This is a genomic window from Paenibacillus borealis, assembly GCF_000758665.1.
GTDB lineage: Bacteria > Bacillota > Bacilli > Paenibacillales > Paenibacillaceae > Paenibacillus_AQ > Paenibacillus_AQ borealis.
This window is the reverse complement of the sequence record NZ_CP009285.1, coordinates 6,923,002-6,944,161: the sequence shown is the minus strand read 5'-3', so window position 1 is coordinate 6,944,161 and position 21,160 is coordinate 6,923,002. Positions and strand designations below refer to the sequence as shown.

15 protein-coding genes are annotated in these 21,160 nt (G+C 52.2%); 9 read left to right on the top strand and 6 right to left on the bottom strand.

Features of this window, described 5'->3' with window-relative positions:
* Positions 1–74 precede the first annotated feature (74 nt).
* From PBOR_RS29285 to PBOR_RS29275, 3 genes are read right to left on the bottom strand one after another with little or no spacing between them, the layout of a single operon-like run.
* Entirely contained in the window at positions 75–725 is a 651-nt protein-coding gene (locus PBOR_RS29285; RefSeq protein WP_042217373.1) for an NADPH-dependent FMN reductase family protein, read from the bottom strand.
* On the bottom strand, positions 722–1,225 hold the full coding sequence (locus PBOR_RS29280) for a flavoprotein (protein WP_042217372.1): 504 nt from the start codon (positions 1,223–1,225) through the stop codon (positions 722–724). Before PBOR_RS29280 ends, PBOR_RS29285 begins: the two co-directional genes overlap by 4 nt.
* Before the next feature lie 13 nt (positions 1,226–1,238).
* Positions 1,239–1,808: a TetR/AcrR family transcriptional regulator gene (locus PBOR_RS29275; protein ID WP_042217370.1), complete on the bottom strand. Its 570-nt coding sequence runs from the start codon at positions 1,806–1,808 to the stop codon at positions 1,239–1,241.
* 195 nt (positions 1,809–2,003) lie between these two features.
* Here PBOR_RS29275 and PBOR_RS29270 point away from each other — a divergent pair, with 195 nt between their 5' ends.
* On the top strand, positions 2,004–3,014 hold the full coding sequence (locus PBOR_RS29270; RefSeq protein WP_042217369.1) for a ketoacyl-ACP synthase III: 1,011 nt from the start codon (positions 2,004–2,006) through the stop codon (positions 3,012–3,014).
* Between the two features lie 202 nt (positions 3,015–3,216).
* Here PBOR_RS29270 and PBOR_RS29265 read toward each other — a convergent pair whose 3' ends face one another.
* Both PBOR_RS29265 and PBOR_RS29260 read right to left on the bottom strand, forming a co-directional pair.
* On the bottom strand, positions 3,217–3,732 hold the full coding sequence (locus PBOR_RS29265) for a GNAT family N-acetyltransferase (protein WP_081972241.1): 516 nt from the start codon (positions 3,730–3,732) through the stop codon (positions 3,217–3,219).
* 385 nt (positions 3,733–4,117) lie between these two features.
* Positions 4,118–5,134, bottom strand: coding sequence for a LacI family DNA-binding transcriptional regulator (locus PBOR_RS29260; RefSeq protein ID WP_042220057.1), 1,017 nt, complete (start codon positions 5,132–5,134; stop codon positions 4,118–4,120).
* Positions 5,135–5,416: 282 nt separating this feature from the next.
* Here PBOR_RS29260 and PBOR_RS35810 point away from each other — a divergent pair, with 282 nt between their 5' ends.
* Positions 5,417–10,465: a carbohydrate binding domain-containing protein gene (locus PBOR_RS35810; RefSeq protein WP_052429690.1), complete on the top strand. Its 5,049-nt coding sequence runs from the start codon at positions 5,417–5,419 to the stop codon at positions 10,463–10,465.
* 100 nt (positions 10,466–10,565) lie between these two features.
* Here PBOR_RS35810 and PBOR_RS29250 read toward each other — a convergent pair whose 3' ends face one another.
* Positions 10,566–11,120 (bottom strand): GbsR/MarR family transcriptional regulator, encoded by a 555-nt coding sequence (locus PBOR_RS29250; protein ID WP_042217368.1) that lies wholly within the window; start codon positions 11,118–11,120, stop codon positions 10,566–10,568.
* 256 nt (positions 11,121–11,376) lie between these two features.
* On the opposite strand from PBOR_RS29250, the gene PBOR_RS29245 reads away from it, so the two are divergent.
* The 7 genes from PBOR_RS29245 to PBOR_RS29210 all read left to right on the top strand — a co-directional run bounded on the left by PBOR_RS29245 (position 11,377) and on the right by PBOR_RS29210 (position 21,052).
* Positions 11,377–12,576, top strand: coding sequence for a quaternary amine ABC transporter ATP-binding protein (locus PBOR_RS29245; RefSeq protein WP_039305346.1), 1,200 nt, complete (start codon positions 11,377–11,379; stop codon positions 12,574–12,576).
* Complete coding sequence (locus PBOR_RS29240) at positions 12,573–13,409, top strand: ABC transporter permease (protein WP_039305343.1); 837 nt, start codon at positions 12,573–12,575, stop codon at positions 13,407–13,409. The genes PBOR_RS29245 and PBOR_RS29240 overlap by 4 nt, the downstream gene beginning before the upstream one ends.
* Positions 13,410–13,426: 17 nt before the next feature.
* Positions 13,427–14,311: a glycine betaine ABC transporter substrate-binding protein gene (locus PBOR_RS29235; RefSeq protein ID WP_081972239.1), complete on the top strand. Its 885-nt coding sequence runs from the start codon at positions 13,427–13,429 to the stop codon at positions 14,309–14,311.
* A gap of 261 nt (positions 14,312–14,572) precedes the next feature.
* Positions 14,573–15,187: a TVP38/TMEM64 family protein gene (locus tag PBOR_RS29230; RefSeq protein ID WP_042220053.1), complete on the top strand. Its 615-nt coding sequence runs from the start codon at positions 14,573–14,575 to the stop codon at positions 15,185–15,187.
* Between the two features lie 615 nt (positions 15,188–15,802).
* The gene (yunB, locus tag PBOR_RS38515) at positions 15,803–17,065 is read left to right on the top strand and encodes a sporulation protein YunB (RefSeq protein WP_081972238.1); all 1,263 of its coding nucleotides are present in this window, start codon (positions 15,803–15,805) and stop codon (positions 17,063–17,065) included.
* 628 nt (positions 17,066–17,693) lie between these two features.
* Positions 17,694–19,289 (top strand): response regulator transcription factor, encoded by a 1,596-nt coding sequence (locus PBOR_RS29215; protein WP_042217364.1) that lies wholly within the window; start codon positions 17,694–17,696, stop codon positions 19,287–19,289.
* A complete protein-coding gene (locus PBOR_RS29210; protein ID WP_042217362.1) occupies positions 19,286–21,052 on the top strand; it encodes a cache domain-containing sensor histidine kinase in 1,767 nt (588 codons plus the stop codon). Before PBOR_RS29215 ends, PBOR_RS29210 begins: the two co-directional genes overlap by 4 nt.
* Positions 21,053–21,160 lie beyond the last annotated feature (108 nt).

The following is a 21,160-nucleotide window of genomic DNA, read 5'->3' as shown; positions in this document are numbered from 1 at the left end:
CGGAACGTATGGCGCAAGTCCCGGCGTACCAACCATTACTGATAATTCTTGTACTGCCGGGCGTTCTATCCATCCTACAGCCTTCTCAGTATATCTTTTTTCTTCAAGCCGTTCTTCTTGGCGGTAGCATTCCAGAAGGTGTGGGTCGCGGCGAATTTCCAGGCGAAGCGCGGGAAGTTGGGGCTGAACAGCAGGGATTCATCTGCGCTTCTGGATTGTATATTAGCGGCCATGCTATGCATTGCTTTTCCCAGGTTCTTAAGCGGACCCTTGCCGGGAGGGACCTTCTCCAGGGAGCCCAGCATTTCACCGGCACCCTGACCCAGCGCCTGCCCGAAATGAACACCGGCGCGTGTGCACCAGTGTTTAAGGATATCCAGAGCAATCTGATTCTGACTGCCCTCATAGAAACCATTGTTTATCATGGCATAGACGTGGATTTCCTCTGGCTGCTCCTGATCATGCTCTGATTTGAGGTATTCTTCGAGCGTTGCCAGCAGCCTGAACAAATGGGACGGGATTGCATCTACATAGAGCGGGAAGGCAAGCACCAGTACATCCATCCGGCACAGCTCGCTGTATTGCGCAGGGGTGAGCGGTCTTTTGTTCGGATTATAGTAGGTTAGTTCATTCCCGGTGCTGATAAGCGGCTCGAGCATCTTCAACAATATACCTGAGTTGCTGTTAACGGGCTTGGGGCTGCCGTTGATCATGGCGATGTTCATTGGACCGCCTCCTTAATGCTGTGCAGGCTGTCATGAAAGTACACATGGTTTCCTGTAGAATACAAATTCAGGCTGTTCGCGGCGACTAGCGTGCGGGCTGTGCCTTTTTCAGCCTCGGTGATGTCGTCCCCATAGAAATGCACCGATAGTGCGAACTGGTGATCATACCGGTTGCGGTGATGGGTTTCTCCATTCTTGGTGACAAAATAGGGCAGGACATAGGAAATACTCCGGTTCAGCACATTCAGGACAAAAGGACTGTAGCTGCCGTACATACATTTGCTGATGATAATCAGTTCATCGCTTTGGGAGAGCAGCTCGCCCAGATTGTTATAGCCATCCCGTATTACGCATGCTCCGGGCGTCCGGGTCCAGCAGCCGAAGCAGCCCATACACTGGCGGATGGTACCATTGTCCGAGATAACAGTCAGCTCTCCTTGCCCGCCCTCTGCCCATCCTGCGAATTCCTGCTCCTGCAGATCGTGCACAATCATTCTCATGGTTCATGTCTCCTTATAAGATAGATTGGACCGCCAGTAATTCACGCCAGTTCCCCGAATACTTGACCCCGTTATTGGTAAGCAGAGCAGCTATACCGTGTACCATCGCCCAGAGTGCAATCAGTTGATGGGAGAACTCAGCTTCCGGCAGGCCGGCGCTTTGAAACATTTGATAGGCCGTTGTCCTGAACAGGACGAATGGCGGATAGCTATCAGAATTATAGTTGTCCAGATCGATGACTATGCCAGAATGGTAGTACAAAAACTGGAAATACTGCGGGTGCTCCATGAAAAAATCGATGTAAGCCTGCCCCAGCAGGGAAATCGCGTCAGAGCTGTCCTCCTGTCCTTGGACGGATGCACACAGGGACTCCATAAATTGCTCTGTGACATGCTCGCCCATGGCGGATACCAGCTCATCTATATTTTTAAAATGGCTGTAGGGGGCGGTGTGACTGACTTTACATTCGGCTGCGACCTTGCGCAGGGAAAAGCTGTTAATGCCGTCTGTATTAATAAGCTTAATGCCTGCTTCTATAAGCTCATTCCGTAAATTGCCGTGGTGGTAGGGTTTATCCGTCACTTCCTGCAGCCTTCCTTTCGGTTATCTTTACACTGTAAAGATTGTAGCATCGAATCTTTACGATGGTAAGATACATTGATCACACAAAGGGGCTGTAAATTATTTTTTTTGCAAAATGAGTTCGTCAGCGCTATAATTAGTACCAAGTACTAATATCAGATACTAAAGTCTGAAATAAATGATGGGGTGATATTCATGAAGGGTGCAAGAATTACAGCGATCGGCTCTTATGTGCCGTCCCGGAGACTTACGAATACTGATCTGGAGCAAATGGTCGATACCAATGACGAATGGATTGTTCAGCGGACAGGCATCCGGGAGCGCCGAATCAGCCGTGCGGATGAATATACCAGTGATTTATGTGCAGCCGCCGTGCAGGATCTGATGAAGCGTTATGGTAAAAGTGTACAGGATGTCGATATGGTCCTCGTGGCTACCAGTACGCCAGATTTCTCTTTTCCTTCCGTAGCAGCCATTGTGCAGAACCGTCTCGGCATTCCGCTTACTTCCGGAGCGATAGATATGAGTGCCGCCTGTGCGGGGTTTGTCTATGCACTGCATACAGCTCATGCGCTGGTATCCTCGGGACTACATCATAAAGTGCTGGTCATCGGCGCTGACGCGCTGTCCAAGATCACGGATTACACGGACCGCAGTACCAGTATTCTGTTCGGTGATGGTGCAGGTGCCGTGCTTGTGGAGAGCGGCGGGGATAAAGATCACTTCTTAGGGGGCAATCTCGGCAGCGACGGGAGCGGAGCGCAGCATGTCTACCGCACGGGGCTGGCGGACAAGGTGAACGGAGTGGAGCTTGCCGCTACTGGCATGCTGGTACAGAACGGGCGTGAGGTCTTCAAGTGGGCGGTCCGGACGGTTCCGCAGGGGGTGCAGCAGGTACTGCAGAACGCAGGAGCTGAACTTGCGGAAGTGGACTGGTTCATCCCGCACAGCGCCAATCTGCGGATGATTGAACCGATCTGTGAACGGCTGAATTACCCGTTCGAACAAGCGCTGTACAGCCTTGAATATTTCGGCAACACCTCGGCGGCCAGTATTCCGCTTGCCCTCGATCTTGGCATCCGCGAGGGGAAAGTGCAGAATGGCCAGCGGATATTGCTGTACGGATTCGGTGCAGGCCTCACCCACGCGGGCCAATTGGTCAGCCTGTCACTGGACCCGCAGGTGGGTGCTCCAACACCTTATTGATCTCAGCAGAGAATAAAGTATCAAGACGATATTTATAGAATGAAACGGCGACAGTCAAGGACGAGAAAAAAGGTCCTTGACTGTCGCTTTTCATTGAACTATCGTTTCCCGTTAGCTTTCTCTTCTGAGTAAGATAACAATGTTGTTAAACCTTTTGTGACAGCTTCAAATTTTCTTTAAATCTTTAATTTTTGTATTATGCTCATTTTGTTCGCTCTACACAATACAGAAAAAACTCCATATCTATATTCCTAAAATTCTTAGTATCTTTATCAATAATATTCATACCGTTTCGAACAGCAACTTTTTGAGAGGCTATATTTGTGTCCCTAATAATAGAATAAACCCTATTTGCATTAAGAACTGAGAAGGCGTATTCCTTGCAAGCAATTGCCGCTTCTGTTGCGTAACCTTTGTGCCAATGCGCTTTTTGAAACAAAAATCCTATTTCCAAAATTTCTTTTTCTCCCCAGCCTTGCATTGTCAGGCCACATTGACCAATCATTTCGTTTGATTCTTTTAATACAACAGCCCAAAGTCCAAAACCATACTCTTCATATCTTTTAAGATGTCTGTTAAGCCAATTTTGTGCTTCTTCTAAGTTGAATGCACTTTCATAAGCAGCACGCATTACTTCCTCATCACACAATATTCCGCACAATGCATCATAATCAGACTGCACCATTTCTCTAATTATAAGACGTTTTGTTTCTATCAAAAATCTCCCGCCTTTCTATTATATACTCGTTGTTCTATGCGCAAAAATGACCCGCCAGGAATAATTATTGCTTCATATTTGTCTGGTTTATCCCAAATGTTCCCATGAATGCGGCTCAGAAGCGGAAATTGCCCACGCCCGAGTCATCCGCTCTAGCCACTCCATCTTATTTCCCGGACACCTTAAATAGAGTATGGCTAAGTATTAAACACAAATAATGGGGACCAAGCCGAAAAATGGTCCCCTTAATCAGAAAAACGGTGCCTTGATCCATCCCATCAAATGAGAGATTATAGTATCGAAAGCGGTTTCAGTCTGGTTAAGGCAATGGGATTATGAAACAGAGGGGAGGTTGTGTAAACTGCACCCGGAAGAGGGGCGCAGCTCAGCGGTTCAACCCGCTCCCGCAGGATTCACGGATGATCAGCGCCGGCTCAACCACGAAGGAGCCGCCTTCCGACTGATTATTAATGAGATCGAACAGCATATGGGCCGCGAGAACACCGAGCCGTTCCTTGTTCTGGCGGATCGTGGTCAGCGTGGGACTGGTATACTGGCAGGCCTCGATATCATCGCAGCCGATGATGGCGACATCCTCCGGAACACGGAGGCCATGCTCCTTCAAGGCGCGGACCGCTCCCAGGGCGAGCAGATCGGAGGCGGCGAAGATGGCTTGCGGCAGACTGCCGGCATGGATCAGCTGCTTCATGGCCGCGTAGCCGCTGGGCTCGAAGAAATCGTCGCCATGCACGAACCATTTGGGGTTCATCGTCAGACCGAAACCGGCAATGGCTTTGACATAGCCCGCTTCACGCCGGTTGGAGATATCCGAATCGGCCGTACTGCCGATGAAGCCCAGCTCCCTGTGACCGAGCAGGTAGAAATGCTCCACTACTTTAGAGGCAATCTGGTAATTATCCGACATCACATAGCCGGATTTCTTGCCGGTCAGCTCCAGGTCAACGCCGATGCAGGGAATATTGCTCCTATCGAGATCCTGTATGGCAGGCTCCATCTGTTGTCCGGAGATAATGACACAGCCGTCCACATGGAAATGCAGGCAACGCGAGAAGTAATCGCCGCTGCTGATGAATTTCTCATTGGAAAAGAAGATCAGGTCGTAACCCAGCACGCCCATCTGCTTCTTGAAGGAATTCAGTACCTCTACAAAAAAAGGATGGGTAAACTCCACATTCAGCTCACCGGCAAAAATAACTCCGATTAGATTCGACTTCTTGGTGGCCAGTGTCTTGGCGGAGCTAGAGGGGGTATATCCGGTTTGTTCGATAATCTCCAGCACTCTTTGCTTCGTTTTTTCGGAAACATCGCTGTAGTTATTCATTATTTTCGAAACAGTGGATACAGAGACCCCGGCCATTTCGGCAATTTTTTTAATATTCATTTGCATGCTGAGCCACCCCCGCTTAATAGTTGTAACAGGGCCAAAAGACGGATATGCCAGGGTTTATCAGGCTATAGAGCCGTTCATCAGACACTCGGCTGCTGTTCAACAGCAGTTCTTTCTAGAGTCTATTCAACTTGCCGAAACAAGTCAAAGGTTTATTGCACTCAAGGTTTAAGTATGGATTTTATCGAAACCGATTTCGATTATTGCAGCTGTGTAATACCTGACCATGTGATTGCGGAACGGGCGAGACTGGAAACTAGAGGAGGCATAATGGGAATGAAAAGAAATGTATCTGCGGTGTTAGCGGCCGCTGTGATCATTAACGGCCTTTTGTCACCGCTGGGCAGCGGAGCGGCAGGTGCCGTGCCTGCGAAGAGTAAGCTGGCAGCTGTGGCGGATGCAACGGCTGCGGTGCAGAACGGGGATTTGGCTGCCAGCGAAATGAAAGCGTTTACTGATGTGAGTGCGGACAATTGGGCGGCGCCTGCAGTACAGCGCTGGAGCCGCAGCGGCGTAATTTCCGGTTACGGGGACGGGAGCTTCCGGCCGGATAGTCAGGTGACCCGGGCAGAATTCGCGGCAATCATCAACCGCATATTTGGCTATAAGGAAGCGGCAGCCTCCCTCCCGGCAGATATACCTGCGGGAGCCTGGTACAGGAACGATATCGCCAAGGCGGTAGCGGCGGGGTATCTAAGCGCAGGAGCGGATAACCATATCCAGCCTGCAGCTAAGCTGAAGCGCGGGGAAGCGGTTGTGGCGCTGCAGAAGATTTTCCGGCTGGATACCGTCAATCATGCCAAGGGGGAGTATAGCGATCTGGCGGGAGCAGGCAGCGAGGTCATTTCAGCAGCGGATGCATTGACTGCAGCCGGCTATATTCAAGGCTATCCCGGAGGCTTGTTCAAGCCGGACGGGAATATTACGCGCGCCGAGCTGGCCAAGATGGCCGATATGCTGGTGCAGGAGCTCCAGTCCTCCGGCGGGGAGATGAAGCTGGGGACGGTGCAGGGGAATGTGGTGCTGAACCATGAAGGAGCTACGCTCAAGGACAGCATAATTGAAGGCAATCTCTATCTTACCGAAGGTATCGGAGAAGGGGATATCCGGATTGAAGGTGTGCAGGTTAAAGGCACAACCTATATCCGCGGCGGCGGTGAACACAGCGTGACCCTTGCGGACAGCAGTTTCGGCACTATTCAGGTTGCGAAGCCCCGCGGCACAGTCCGCATTGTTGCCAGCGGGACCACAACAGCCGGAAACGTACAGCTGAACTCTGGTGCCAGCCTTGAAGAAAGCAATCTCACCGGAGAAGGATTCACCAATGTTGAATTGTCAGCCGGGGAGAAGACGGTCACCCTTAAAGGGAATTATGGAGTGGTGTCCACCGCAGATCCGGCAGGAAGCCGCATTGCACTGAACATCTCCGGCAAGCTCGCTAAGCTGGTATGGGGAGCCCCCGGCACAATTGTGCTGATGGACAAAGCGCAGGTGGCCGAACTGCTCATCAAACCCGGGGCCAAAGGCCTCGCGATCCAGGGCAGCGGCAGCTTCGGCACCGTGCTGAATCAGGCGGATGATGTTACTGTAGGCGGCTCTGCCCTCAAGCAGGGCAGCAGAACGAATCTGAATCCGGCTGCACCGCAGGCCAGCCAGTTGCCTGCTGCCGGCAGCGGCGGAGAGACTGCCGCTACGGCAACACCGGCTGCGACACCGGCGCCGGAAGTCACACCGGAGCCGACACCGGTAATTACGCCGAGTCCGCTGCCTACATCGACCCCGTTGCCGGAAGTCACACCAACTCCGGCACCAACCAGCGATCCGTGGACTCTAGTGTGGAATGATGAATTCGATGACGGCTCCATTGATCCGGCCAAATGGACTTATGACCTTGGAGACGGAACCATAGTCGGTAATCCGGGCTGGGGCAATAATGAGCTGGAGTATTACACGAGCGACGGCAAGAACGTGAAGGAAGAAGACGGCAAGCTGGTCATCACCGCGCGTAAAGAAGCTGTAGGCGGTAAACCGTATACCTCCTCACGGATCAAAACAAAGGGATTGTACAGCAAACTGTACGGTAAATTCGAGATCCGGGCGAAAGCACCGACCGGCAAGGGGCTCTGGCCGGCCATCTGGATGCTGCCGGAAGATTACACCTACGGCAATTGGGCTGCCTCAGGAGAGCTGGATATTATGGAAGGCTGGGGCAGCCGCCCGAATGTGGTTGCCGGAACCATTCATTATGGTTCCCAGTGGCCGGATAATGTCTATTCCGGCAAGGAATATGTGCTGCCGGGTAATTCCACGATTGAAGATTACCACACCTATTCTATTGAGTGGGAGCCGGGAGAAATCCGCTGGTATGTGGATGGAGTCTTATTCTCCACCAAGAATGACTGGTACAGCAAGAGCAGCGGCCAGCCGGCTATGAATGCTTATCCGGCACCCTTCAACCAGAGGTTCCACCTTCTGATGAATCTGGCGGTAGGCGGTAACTTTGACGGTAACCCCACGGAGGAGACGGTATTTCCAAGTTCCATGGAAATTGACTATGTCAGAATATATGAGCTGACCGGACGCGAGTACCGGGAACCGGTACCGGTAGAGTTTGAGAAGGAGCCTTATCTGGAGGGTGCTAAGCTGCCGCTTGAGGACGGCAACTTCATTCATAACAACGGCTTCACCGAACAAGTGGAAGGCGATGCCGGAATGGGCATTCCGAATACAGCGCACTGGGTATTGTACAAGGATGAAGGAGCGGATGCAGCTCTATCGGTTGAGCCTATAGGCGGGCAGAATTTCCTCAAGGTGAATATCAGCAGCGCTGGCGGAAATTCTTATTCGATTCAGCCGCAGGCCATCGTCTCAGTCGCGAAGGGAAGATACTACAAGCTGAGCTTCGATGCCAAGACGGATACGGCGCGGGATATAAGCGTCCGGCTGACAGGCGGGGCGCCGCTGGGATTCCCGTCGTATTCACCGGCATTCAAAGCTGATCTGACACCGGAGATTCAGCATTTCGAGACGATGTTCCAAATGAAGGAGAGCTCGGATAATGCCGCGCGCATCGAGTTCAATATGGGCACCAATGCTTCACCGGTATGGCTCGGCAATGCCCGGCTGGAAGAGATTGATCATATTCCGTTCGATCATGACAGTGCCAAAACACCGCTGGGCAGCGGTAACCATCTCTACAATGGCAGCTTTGATCTGGGCGAGCCGGACCGGCTCAGTTATTGGCATACCGGGGCTACAGGCGGTGCAGCGGTGCTTCCGGTTGTGGTAGACCCGGGCGTCCTCAAGCTTGAAATTTCAGGCGGGGATGGCGGCAGCGCCGACGTTGCATTGCTGCAGAAGGGAATTTTCCTGGTGCAGGGGCACGACTACAAGCTGACCTTCGAAGCCGAGAGTTCCTCCCCGAGGACAGCATTCGTTGAACTGCGGGGCAATGACGGCACGGTATACGCTTCACAGCCCGTGCAGCTTACAGCAGACAAACAGCAGGTAGAGGCGGTGTTCACGAACCTTGCAGGAGCAACGGATCATCTGGGTCAATTCGTCCTGCGGCTTGGCGGGACTGCCGGAACCGTGTATGTGGATAATTTCGTTCTGCTGCGCACCAGCTTCTATTATGACCCTACCCTGACCTATTACCCATTGCTGAACGGGGACTTCAGCTTCGGCCTGAACAACTGGGAGCGGCTGGTTACGGAAGACGGCGGGCAGAGTACTGCGGCGGCAGTGGACGGAGCGGCGAAATTCAGCATTACGAATACCGGTAACAAGGCATATTCAGTTATGCTGTTCCAGAATGGGCTGAAGGCTGCTGCCGGCTCTGATTATGTGGTCGAATTCGATGCCAGCTCCAGCGTTGCACGCCAGATCAGCGTGAAGGCGGAGAATGCGAAATACTTCTCTTCAATGGATAAGACAATCGATATATCACCGGCAACAGATCATTACAGATTCGAATTCCGGCAGACAACGAATGATACGCTTTCGCTGAAATTCCTGCTTGGCAAGGTGGGCGATGTGAGCGTTCCGCAGAGCCATGACATCATCATCGACAATGTGAAGTTCGAGATCAAAGACGCGCCGGCCAAGCCGCAGGAGCTGCTCGCAGACAGCACCGGTAACCGGGTGTCGCAGCCGATCGAGCTTACCTTCATAGAGAAGGGAGACTGGTCTGGCAAAATTAATGCCGTGAAGGTGGACGGTGTCACGCTTGCGGATGAACTTTACAGTCTGAAATCCGGCGCGATTATCATCGATGCTGCGGCATTCCCGGCAGAGGGCAGCTATAAGATTACCGTGGAAGCAGAGGGTTATGTAGGCTCAAGTATCGTTCAGGTCATTCTGGCCAATGACAACAACCTCGTGGTCAACGGTTCATTCACAAGCGGTGACTCGGGTTGGTCGACATGGTCCGGGGGAGGAGGAGTCTCAAACTTTAAGGTGAACGAGGGTGTGGCGGAGATCGAGATTGCCGCTGCCGGCGGAGATACCTGGAGTACACAGTTCTATCAGGAGCATATCAAGCTGGAAGCAGGCAAAACCTACGAGCTGAGCTTCAAGGCTAAATCTACGGTTGCACGGCAGATTATTGTGGAGTACAGCGGAACCTCGGCCCAGTCAGCTCAAGCGAAGTTTGATGTCACGGCAACCTGGGCGACTTACAGCGCGCAGTTCAGTGTTACAAATGACAGCCCGCTGAAGCTGAACTATCTGATCGGCAAAACCGTGGGTGAAGACGGGACGGCCAACGGTACTGCGCACACCATTTCGCTGGATGATATTGTGGTCAGAGAGGTTACAGGCGGTCCGGTCATCGAACCTGCCAGCGGCACGCTGGATAACGGAACCTTCAATGCGGATCAGGGCATTAAGGGCTGGACGCAATACTTCGAAGAACCAGGGAAGGGGAGTGCCGCAGTTAAGGATGAGGAGCTTGATATCTCGTTGAATTTCACCGGATTATATAATTACACTGCGCAGGTCGATTACAGAGACCTGAAGCTTGTGAAAGGTAAGACCTACACCCTGACCTTCAAGGCCCGCTCGGATGTGAACCGGCTGATTGAAGTGGCCGTTGAGCACTTCGGCCCGGATTACAACAAGTATTTACCGGTGACAGCCTTAGCCCTGACCAGTGAGATGGAGGTGTACAGCTACACCTTCACTATGAATGACAGCACCGATGCGGGTGCACATCTGGTATTCCTTATGGGGCTCATTGACGGAAACAGCGCACAGACCAACACGGCCATCCAAGCCGGCAACCATATTTATATCGATGATGTCAGCCTGGTGGAGGCTCCTTAACGGCACAATAGCAGTAAATGATAAACGGCCGCGATCCTTGAATATAAGGATCGCGGCCGTTTGCATTTGTACGGAATAGGATTAACGTATATGGCTGATATTATTCTTTAGGGATTAATTCAAAAATCTTGCCGGTCTCCAGCGCTTCGATCAGCTTCAGCAGCCAGCGGTAATATTTGATCGCTTCCTCAATTTTGGTCTCATCGGTCAGGAGCAGACGTTCGATATCGGGCTCGTCCGCATAATCTTGCTTCATCTGCTGGATCTCGGACAATGATTTGTTAAGTGCAGTCATATTACCCTCGACTGCTTTTCTCCATTTAATGGAGAAGTAGTCACTGAAGTTCTGATGCCAGTCGGGGACCACCTCGAACAGATCCTTGCGGGTGCCTTTTCCCCAGACTTTATCGATCATCTTCAGATCCAGCAGCGTGCGCACACCGGTACTCATCGATGTCTTGCTCATACCCATAGTGCTGCTCAGTTCGTCCAGTGTAACCGGACCCTGATTGAAATACATGTAACCGTATAAATGCCCAATGGAGAGGGTAATCCCGTACAAATCCATATTTTTACCGATGGAATCGATGACCCGCTCCCGGACTTTGCTGATTCGCTCTATTTGTTCGGGCAGAAGCCCCTCTAAATCATTCATGATGTCCCTCCTGAGGAATAGGCTGACAGGCAACAAACCTCTCCAATGTATTGTAATCAAATCCTCTGCTATAAGTAAAGAATTCATCTGGAACGGAATATGGCGTTAAACAGAGTATTCTATACGTAAAGTTCGTAAAGTTAAAACTGTACACTAAATTTTAAGCGAATATGCGCTTTGCGTCTCTTTTCACAAGTCCGTTACACTAGGTCAGGAGAACTAACCTGAAATATTAAGGGGAGAGAAGGAGGTCACCATGGCAATTATAGAGGTGAAACAGCTTACCAAAGTATTCGGTCATGATGCGGTACGGGCACTTCCATTATTAGAACAAGGCTGGTCCAAAGAGAAGATTGCCCGGGAAGCCAAGCTGACGGTTGGCGTGAATAAAGCCGAATTCAGCATTGAAGAAGGAGAAATATTTGTCGTTATGGGATTGTCGGGCAGCGGTAAGTCCACGCTCGTCCGGTTATTGAACCGGCTGATTGAGCCCACTGGGGGCCAAGTATTATTCAAGGGCAAGGACGTTGTCCAGATGAATCCGGAGCAGCTAAGAGAGTTCCGGCGCAAGAATATCGGCATGGTCTTTCAAAAGTTCGCGTTGTTCCCGCACCGAAGTGTGCTGGCCAATGCTGAATACGGACTGGAAGTGCAAGGTGTGGAGAAGAGCAAGCGAACCCGTCTTGCCATGGAGGCACTTGAGCTGGTCGGCCTTAAGGGCTGGGAGCATCACCGGCCGGATCAGCTGAGCGGCGGCATGCAACAGCGTGTCGGTCTGGCCAGAGGGCTTGCCAATGATCCTGATATCCTGCTGATGGATGAGGCCTTCAGTGCGCTTGATCCGCTGATCCGCAAGGATATGCAGCAGGAGCTGCTGGAGCTGCAGGCTCGGGTGAAGAAGACCATTGTATTCATCACGCATGATCTCGATGAGGCGCTGCGGATTGGTGACCGGATTGCACTGATGAAGGACGGGGTCATTGTCCAGATCGGTTCGCCGGAAGAAATCCTCATTCAGCCTGCAAATAAATATGTAGAACGATTCGTTGAGGACGTCGACTTGTCTAAGGTGCTGACCGCCGCTCATGTCATGCGCCAGCCGGAGATGATCCGTCCGGAACGCGGACCCCGGGTAGCCCTGCAGCTTATGCGGGACAGCGGAGTATCCAGCCTGTATGTGGCGGATAATGAAATGAAGCTGCAAGGTGTAATTACAGCGGAGAATGCGGCACAGGCACTGAAAGAGAACCGGAGCATTCTGGAAGTCATGCAGCGGGAGATTCCCCGTGTACGGCCGGATACCCTGCTGAATGACCTGTTCGAGATGATGTCGGAGACGCATCTGCCGGTTGCCGTAGTAGACGAGGGTGACAAGCTGAAGGGCATTGTCATCAAGGGAGCCGTGCTGTCCGCACTTGCCGGTAATGCGGTTCCGGAAGGAGGACTTGGTTCATGAATTTACCCAAAATACCGCTCGGAAAGGGCGTAGAATGGCTCGAAGACTGGCTGACGACTTATTTCGGCCCCTTCTTCGATCTCATTCATGCTGTGATCGGCGGAATGGTAAGCGGCATTGATGCGGCGCTAACATTCCTGCCCGCGATTGTGCTGACCATACTTATCGCCGCTTTGGCTTATTGGATCGGCAAATGGCGGATGGCATTGTTCGCAGTGATCGGGCTGCTGTTGATTGATAATCTCGGATTATGGGACCCCTCAATGCAGTCGCTGGCCCTTGTGCTGACGGCTTCCTTGCTGGCTGTAATTATCGGGGTTCCGCTGGGCGTGCTCTGTGCACAGAGCAAGACCTTCCAGAACATTGCTACGCCTATACTTGACTTCATGCAGACGATGCCGGCGTTCGTATATCTGCTGCCTGCGGTATCGTTCTTCTCGCTGGGTGTAGTGCCCGGGGTGATTGCTTCTATTATATTTGCTATCCCGCCAACCATCCGTCTAACGAACCTGGGTATCCGGCAGGTATCGCCGGAGCTTGTGGAGGCTGCGGATGCCTTCGGATCGACGGCAGGACAGAAGCTGTTCAAGCTGCAGCTGCCGATTGCCCTGCCGACTATTATGGCTGGTATTAACCAGACCATTATGCTGTCACTGTCAATGGTCGTAATCTCGTCCATGATCGGCGCCCAAGGTGTCGGTGCCTATGTGTACCGTGCGGTATCACAGGCCAAGACGGGGGCAGGCTTCGAAGCGGGAATTGCCATTGTTATTATTGCGATATTGCTGGACCGTCTGACCCAGAAGCTGTTCAAGCCCAAACAACAAGGATAGAGGAGTGTATAATTCATATGAGAAAATTTAAATCGATGAAACTGAGCCAGCTTGGCTTGATTATGCTATTGATGATGGTTGTAGTTATTTCCGGGTGTTCGTCCAAGGATAATTCTTCGGTGAAGCTGGCTTATGTGGCCTGGGATTCGGAAATTGCCAGCACGAACGTGGTTAAGGAAGTTCTGGAATCGAAGCTTGGCGTTACGGTAGAAATGCTCCAGGTCGATGCCGGTCCAATGTGGGCAGGGATTGCCGACGGAAGTGCGGATGCGATGGTAGCCGCCTGGCTGCCGGGTACCCATGCTTCCTATCTGGAGAAATACGGTAACGATGTCGTAGATGCCGGTGTGAATCTGGATGGAACGAAGACAGGACTTGCCGTTCCAGCTTACATGGATATCAATTCCATTGAAGACCTGAACAATCCGGAGGTTGCGGCTTCGTTGGATAACATGATTATCGGCATCGAACCGGGTGCCGGCATTATGACGTCCACTGAAACCGCGGTTGAAGCCTACGGGTTAAGCGATTATACGCTGCTTGAGAGCTCTTCGGCGGCGATGGCACAGGAGCTGCAGAAAGCTTTTGACAACAATGAACCGATCGTAGTTACCGGCTGGACCCCGCACTGGATGTTCGCGAATATGGATCTGAAATATCTGGATGACCCCAAGAATGTATACGGCGGTGCTGAACAGATCCATACTATGGTACGAAAAGGTCTGAAGGATGATATGCCTGATGTATACTTGTTCTTAAGCCAATTCAAGTGGACAGCAGACGATATGGCTCAGGTCATGGTTAAGATTCAAGGCGGACAATCGCCGGAGGAAGCGGCCAAGGATTGGGTCGATAACAATGAAGCCAAGGTGAATGAGTGGATTACCGGAGTGAATTTGTAGAGATTGTTCAGCGAATCAGCTATTTGGCAGAGAAGATCGATGTGTGCTATGATTGAAAGAACATAGGCTACAATTCTGTAACTTGTACGCTAACGACTGTTCTTTAGATGTACATATCATAAGCAAACTCATTCAACAAACACCCCGAGAGGGGTGTTTTTCTTGAAGATTCACGAAACAAACGTTAATGAGCGATTCCCTTATGTTCAGTATGAAATCAGGAGACAGCTGCTGCAAGGAGTCAGGAAAGGGGAGAGCTCCGTGACTGAGACCATTAATGCCTGGATCGACTGGCTGCTGCAGAGTCTTGGACTGAGCGGCCCTTCCATTCTATTCGCTACCGTTCCGCTGGCGGTACTGCAAAGTTTGTTCGGATTTTTCCCACTGGCGATCCTGATTGTGCTTCACGTCTCTGTATTTAATGTTATTGGCGGTATGATTGTCAGCTGGCTGGCCTGTAATATTGGTGCGGTGCTCGTCTACTTCCTGTTCCGGCGTTATCTCTTTGAGTGGTTTGACCGGAAATGGGGATATAAGCTGAAGCGCTATGACAAATGGCAGATGTATCTTGACCGCTACGGTATCTGGACCCTGGTGCTGCTGCGCACGATTCCGATTGTGCCGAGCAATATTATCAATCTGATGTCGGCCGTTTCTCCGATTAAGCCTGCTGCGTTTATCTGGGGCACGGTACTTGGGAATCTGTCTTACATCTGGCTGTTTGGAACGATCAGCTCCTCGCTGATTGTCCCCCGGGAGGAATGGAACGGATTCCTTACGTGGTATGCGGTGTTTATGGTGATTCTGATCGCTATTTTTGTCCGCCGTCACTGGGGGCATCTGCAGGAGGATAAGCGCAAGCGGATGGGGCATTAGGAAAATATGCTGAAACGGCTTCCCCTCCTTTTAGAAGGACGGAGAAGCCGTTTCCACTTGTTGACTCGGAAATTAAGTATTAGGAATGCTACTGAATCCGCCGGAAGCGGGCGGCAGGTGGAAATGAGTGGCAAAAGTGCCCCTGAATCCGCCGAAAGTGGGCGGTATGGGGAAATCAAAGGGATAAATCCCTCTAAATCCGCCGAAAGTGGGCGGCATGAGGAAAACAAAGGGATAAATCCCTCTGAATCCGCCGAAAGTGGGCGGTAGGCGGGAATGAGGAGCATTATTGCACTTGATTTCCCCGGGGGCTGTCCCGGAAGTAGCCTTAGTAGATCAATATAAGCGCATAAAATCCGGCTTAATTCACCCGTAAGGGTGATTTTTGTACAACTATAAGAATTTATAGGTTTCACATGATAACTTATCCTTCTATTTCTTGCTGAAAGGGTAACGTCCTTATAAAAGGACGGCAAAGCCGTATCTACTTCTCCAAAGAGGAACGTTTCTGCGGTGCTTTGCCGCAGGGATGTTCTTCTTTTTTGCGTTTGTCCCGAATAGCCTTATAGTACATGGGCGGCTTGACCGCAGGAAGGTCGGGAGGGACTGCAAGGCATGGGCAGAATCAGAAAATGGGGAAACCGGCGGGCAGGCGTACCATTCTTCGGGCGTCTGCGGCTGCCGAGATTCAGCTGGAGCGGGCTGCCGAGACCGGCCGGGCGCAGCCCGGCGTTCAAGGCTAAACCGTCGAAGACTGTATTCAGGCCGCCGGGTTCAGGAGCAAGATTCGAGGCGAAGCCGTCAAGGTCCGGGTCCAGGCCGACGAGCCGGGGCGGTGTATTCGTGGCGAAGCCTTCGAGGGCAGAAACCCGACCGTACAGGAAGGGAGCGGGTTATGAGACGGCTTCGCCCGGTGCAGGAGCGGGCGCTCCGGGCTATCGTGTCTGGCGCAAAGCCAGCCGGGGCGGGGGATTCAGCCTGTTCCACGGCCGGGAGCGGAAGAAGCAGGAGGCCGGCGCAGGGAAAGGGCGGAAGCCGCGCCGCCGGGGCAGATTCTGGATCATCCTGAGCCTGCTGCTGATTCTGGCTGTGCTTCAGGGGCTGCGTTATGTGGAGCAGCATTTGAAGCCGCCGATTCTCCATCTGGCGCAGATCCGGGTGAAACAAATCGCTACGGAATCCATTAACAAGGCGATTACTTCCCAGGTTGCGGACGGCGGGAACGCGGAAGCGCTGATTGACTGGAAGACGGATAAGAACGGCAAAATATCCGGGTTCATGCTCAACTACAAGGAGCATATGCGGATTACCTCACAAGCTGCCGAAGTCATCCAGTCCACACTGCAGGAGCTGCACAACCAGACGGAGCATATTCCGCTGGGTCAGGCGCTGGGCAGTCCGCTAATTGCCTCATTTGGGCCGGATATTCCGATCAAAATCGAACCGCAGGGCGCGGTGAAGGTGGAGCTGAACACACGGCAGAAAAATGCCGGCATCAACATGATTCTCGTTGAAGTCTTTATTCATATCGTTACCGAGGTAGCGGTCGTCATACCGTTTGATATGGAGCCGCAGATCGTGGATACGGAAATTCCTGTATCCTACCTTATGGTTGTCGGCGATGTTCCGATGTACTATTACGACAATCAGGGCCAGCCTGTCGGCGAGAACGGCAGCAGCGCGCCGGGAATAGCCATTCCTGCCCCTTCGCTGAACACAGAGAAGAGCGGCACCAACGCGGACGGCACGTTACCCGACGGTAGCGGATCAGGCGGAAATTCAAACAGCGGAGAGAATAACATGCCGGCCGGGAGCGGCAACTCTGCGCCAGGCGCAAACGCCGGGAATGCCGGAGCCAACGCGGGCAGCGGTGAGTGATGGGATATATGATGGGTAGAACAAATAAGTGGAGAAACTCCATCTGTTGTTGGCAGAATCTCTGATTCCCGGGACTTAGTTGGAAAAACGGCACTTAATTTCAGCCGAATTCGCTGACGGCGGGGATATAGACAGGATTAAGTGTCATAAATCCAACTAATTTCTGTAAGGCAAGCAAACCGGAAGGATTAAGTGGAGGAAATCCAACTGCTGCACCTTGGAGGAGGTCAGGGATAGCGATAATGCGGGCCTTCGGGCCGTTGAAGCGATAATGAGAAGACTATAATCCGCAATCAACCCAAGAAGAGCCAAGAGCCGCAAAAGCCGCAAATACAGAAGAGCCGCCAAAGAAATGGGCGGCTCTTCTGTATTTGCTCGGACAGGAACGTTAGCTTCTCATGACGTGGCATAGAAACGTGAAACCATCGACTACATTGCTGTTTAGGTGTCAGGAACGTTAGCTTCTCATGACGTAGAAACAGCTTCCCTCCCGTACTCTGCGCACCACCCAATAATAGTCCACCAATCCAATATTAATGCACTATGAATAAGCCGGAACGGCTTTTATAATTAGGGCAAAGATGCGGGCTGTTATGTAATTCAAACCAATTCGGGGAGGCTGAGCATAGTGAGAATATTGATCGTGGATGATGAGCCAAGGCATCTCAGAGGGATGGTCAATCTGATTGGGCGGCTGCGGCCGGAGGACCAGGTGGTGGCGGCAAAGGATGGCTTGTCGGCCATGGAACTGGTGAAAGCCCACGGCCCGGAAGCCATATTGACGGACATCCGCATGCCTGGTATGGATGGGCTTGAATTTCTGGAACGGCTTAAGGTAGAAGGCATTAAAACCAGGGTTGTAATGGTATCCGCTTACAATCTGTTCGAGTATGCGCAGAAGGCGGTTCGTCACGGCGCTTTTGATTACCTGCTGAAGCCGGTGGAGATTGAGAAAATTGCGGAGGTCTTAAGCCGGATCGACCTTCAGCTGACAGCGGAACAGCAGCAGTGCCGCGAAGAGGAAGAGCTGCAGCACCGGCTGAAGCTGGCTTCTTCCGCCTACCTGAGCCGGTTGATACTGTCCTGGCTGAACGGCAGTGCGGCCCCGGAGGAGCTTGAGGAGCTGAATTGTTATGAGTGGCTGCGGGAGAGCGGTGTGGCTGTGTATTCGGAGCTGAGGCACCGCCGGGACAGCGGGGAACAGCAGGACAGCGGCTCCTTCGCCCGCTCTCTGGAGCAGGCCTGGTCTGAGTGGGGGGAGGCCATAACCGTTCCCTTAAGCGGGATGATGGAGGACGGCGTTCAGGCGGCCGTGACCTTGATTACGCTGGAAGCGCTTACCCAAGGCAAGCGGGAGGAGGCCCGCTACATCGCCCAGTCTTTGGCGGCTGAGTGGGCGCATGCGGGACAGCTTGCCCACGGGATTGGGCCGCAATGCCATTCCCTGCTTGCCGGAGCGCCGCAGTCATATCTTGCAGCCAGGACGGCCAACAGCTACAATTTCTACGATTTCCGGCAGGGATTGCTTTTTGCGGATGAGCTTATTTCAACACCCGGGGCTGGAGCTCCTGACTGGGGCAGGCTGTATGAAGTTTTGAAAATGGACGATGCTGCCCTTGTTCAGGAGGTCTGCGCTGAGACCGTCTACCAACTCGCGGATGCCGGACAGGCCAGTCCCATGCTGCTGAAGGAGCAAGCCTCGCTGATGCTGCTGCAGATCCGGAGTGACCATCAGGATATTCTGGACAAAAAGACGGGGCAGATGCTGACCGATACGGCCACGATGCTTATCCGTTCATGCAGCTCCTATCAGGAATTAATGACCAAACTTAACCATGCTCTCCGGGAAGCGCATCTAGCCCTGGCCTTATCCAGACAGGATAAGAGTGAGGTGGTTATCGCGGAATGCCTGGGCTGGATACAGGGACATACGAAAGAGAACCTTACACTGGAACGGGCAGCCGAGCATTTCCATTTTAACCCCTCCTATTTCAGTACGCTGATCAAGAGCAGGACGGGAAAGACCTTCTCCGAGCATGTGACTGCGGTCCGTATGAAGCGGGCCAAAGAGCTGCTTGCAGCGGAGCAGTTCAGAGTATATGAAATTTCCCTGGAATGCGGATTTCAGGATACGAAATATTTTTGCCGTGTATTCAAGAAATATCATGGCATGTCGCCAAAAGCTTATAAGCACGCACTTTCGCAAAGGAAACGGGAGGCATGAAGATTACCTTCCGTTACCGGCTGCTGGCAAGCTACATCCTGCTGATCGCGGTTCCCCTGCTCGTACTGGGGGCATTGTTCTATCGGACCAGCCTGAAGATTATCACGGAGCAGGCGCAGAAGAATGTGTATGAGATTGTCAAAAAAAATAACGAAGTCATGGACACGAAGCTGCGGATCGTGGACCAGAACAGCATGTCCTTATTTCTCGATAAGGATCTGTTCCGCATTTTCAGCCAGCTGGACCCCGCGAACCAAGTGGAGCTGTTTGCAGCGGACCGGCAGGTGACGGCAGTGCTCGGCAAAACCTTTTCCCAGAACCAGGATATCTATGCCTACCAGCTATGGACCTCATACTTTACCTTCGGACAAACGCTGCCGCAAGGAGACCCGGTTCAATCGGATATATACGATCTGGCCCGGCAGGCAGGGGGGAAGCTGGTGTGGATTCCTACCTATGATTTCGTATCTATGTTCAACCAGCCTTATCTGCAGGACGGGAATCTGGAGTTCCGTTATTTGTTCTCGGCCACACGCGTGCTTGATTTCACGTATCTCAGCAATACGAAGCTGGAGAAAATGGCTGCCGGGGTGGAACGCCCTGTACTTGCCATTAGCTTCAAATCCGAGGTGCTTAAATCCTTGTATGAGGACAGCATACCGGGAAGCTCGCGCTATATGGTGCTCGATCCGCAGGATAAGGTGGTCGCCAGCAGTGAGCCGGGGGCTGTTGCGCAGACCTATAAGGAGGCGTGGCTGGACGAGCTGCAGCAGGAGAAAAGCGGGGCGCGGAGAATGACGCTGGACGGTAAAGCGGTGATCGTCTGCTTTGACCGCTCGGAGGTTACCGGCTGGATGTCTGTCGTGTGGATTCCGGAAGCAGGGCTGGTGAGCAGCTTTGTGCCGGTGATCCGGGCTTCCATTACTGTCATGGCCGTTGTGATGGGGATAGTGGCGCTTATCCTCGCTTTCTTCATTGCCGGCAAAATTACCAAACCGATCAAACGGCTGTTAAGCGCGATGAGATCGGTGGGCGAAGGCGATTTCCAGACCCGCGTGGATGTGGTGAGCAATGATGAGTTCGGCATTCTGACGCAGCGCTTTAACCGGATGAATGACCGGATCCATCTGCTCGTGACGGAGAATTACGAGACCAAGCTGAAGGAAAAGGAAGCCGAGATTCAGGCGCTGAACATGCAGATGCATCCCCATTTCCTGTACAATACCCTGAATGTGATGAACTGGACGGCGATTGAGAATGATCAGCAGGAGCTCAGCAAGATGCTTGTCTGCCTGTCTAATATGCTGCACTATACTTCGAGGAAGACATGGGGCGCCGTTCCTTTGTCCGAAGAAATGAACTGGATGAATAACTATTTCTATATTATGTCGATCCGGTTCGAGGACAAGTTCACTGTAGAGTATGATATGGACCCGCGGCTCTTCGAATACGATGTGCCAAGGCTGCTATTCCAGCCTTTTGTGGAGAATGCGATTCTTCATGGCTTCGATCAGACCGATTCGGGCGGCATCATCGGGATCCGCGGCTGGATTAACGGCAGAACCCGGCATTACGAGGTGGCCGACAACGGCAGTGGCATGAGCCAGGCAACTGTAAATGCGATTTTGCACCAGAAAGCATCTTCCGTGGGCATTAAGAATACCATTGACCGCATTCAGATGACCTATGGCGGCGAGTACGGAATCTCCATCTTCTCTTCTCCGGGAAAAGGGACAAAGGTGGCCATTACCTTGCCGCTGTAAACCCAATCCCAGTCCACCAATCCAAAGAGATTAGGGTTATGTAAGCGCTATCCCGTAATTTATAATAAAGGCATCATAGACTGCAGCTATGAACCCGTTGAACTTAGA

Coding starts and splice junctions, on each gene's coding strand:
- PBOR_RS29285 (WP_042217373.1), bottom strand. CDS start 725: ATGAACATCGCCATGATCAACGGCAGCCCCAAGCCCGTTAACAGCAAC.
- PBOR_RS29280 (WP_042217372.1), bottom strand. CDS start 1,225: ATGAGAATGATTGTGCACGATCTGCAGGAGCAGGAATTCGCAGGATGG.
- PBOR_RS29270 (WP_042217369.1), top strand. CDS start 2,004: ATGAAGGGTGCAAGAATTACAGCGATCGGCTCTTATGTGCCGTCCCGG.
- PBOR_RS29260 (WP_042220057.1), bottom strand. CDS start 5,134: ATGAATATTAAAAAAATTGCCGAAATGGCCGGGGTCTCTGTATCCACT.
- PBOR_RS35810 (WP_052429690.1), top strand. CDS start 5,417: ATGAAAAGAAATGTATCTGCGGTGTTAGCGGCCGCTGTGATCATTAAC.
- PBOR_RS29250 (WP_042217368.1), bottom strand. CDS start 11,120: ATGAATGATTTAGAGGGGCTTCTGCCCGAACAAATAGAGCGAATCAGC.
- PBOR_RS29245 (WP_039305346.1), top strand. CDS start 11,377: ATGGCAATTATAGAGGTGAAACAGCTTACCAAAGTATTCGGTCATGAT.
- PBOR_RS29240 (WP_039305343.1), top strand. CDS start 12,573: ATGAATTTACCCAAAATACCGCTCGGAAAGGGCGTAGAATGGCTCGAA.
- PBOR_RS29235 (WP_081972239.1), top strand. CDS start 13,427: ATGAGAAAATTTAAATCGATGAAACTGAGCCAGCTTGGCTTGATTATG.
- yunB (WP_081972238.1), top strand. CDS start 15,803: ATGGGCAGAATCAGAAAATGGGGAAACCGGCGGGCAGGCGTACCATTC.
- PBOR_RS29210 (WP_042217362.1), top strand. CDS start 19,286: ATGAAGATTACCTTCCGTTACCGGCTGCTGGCAAGCTACATCCTGCTG.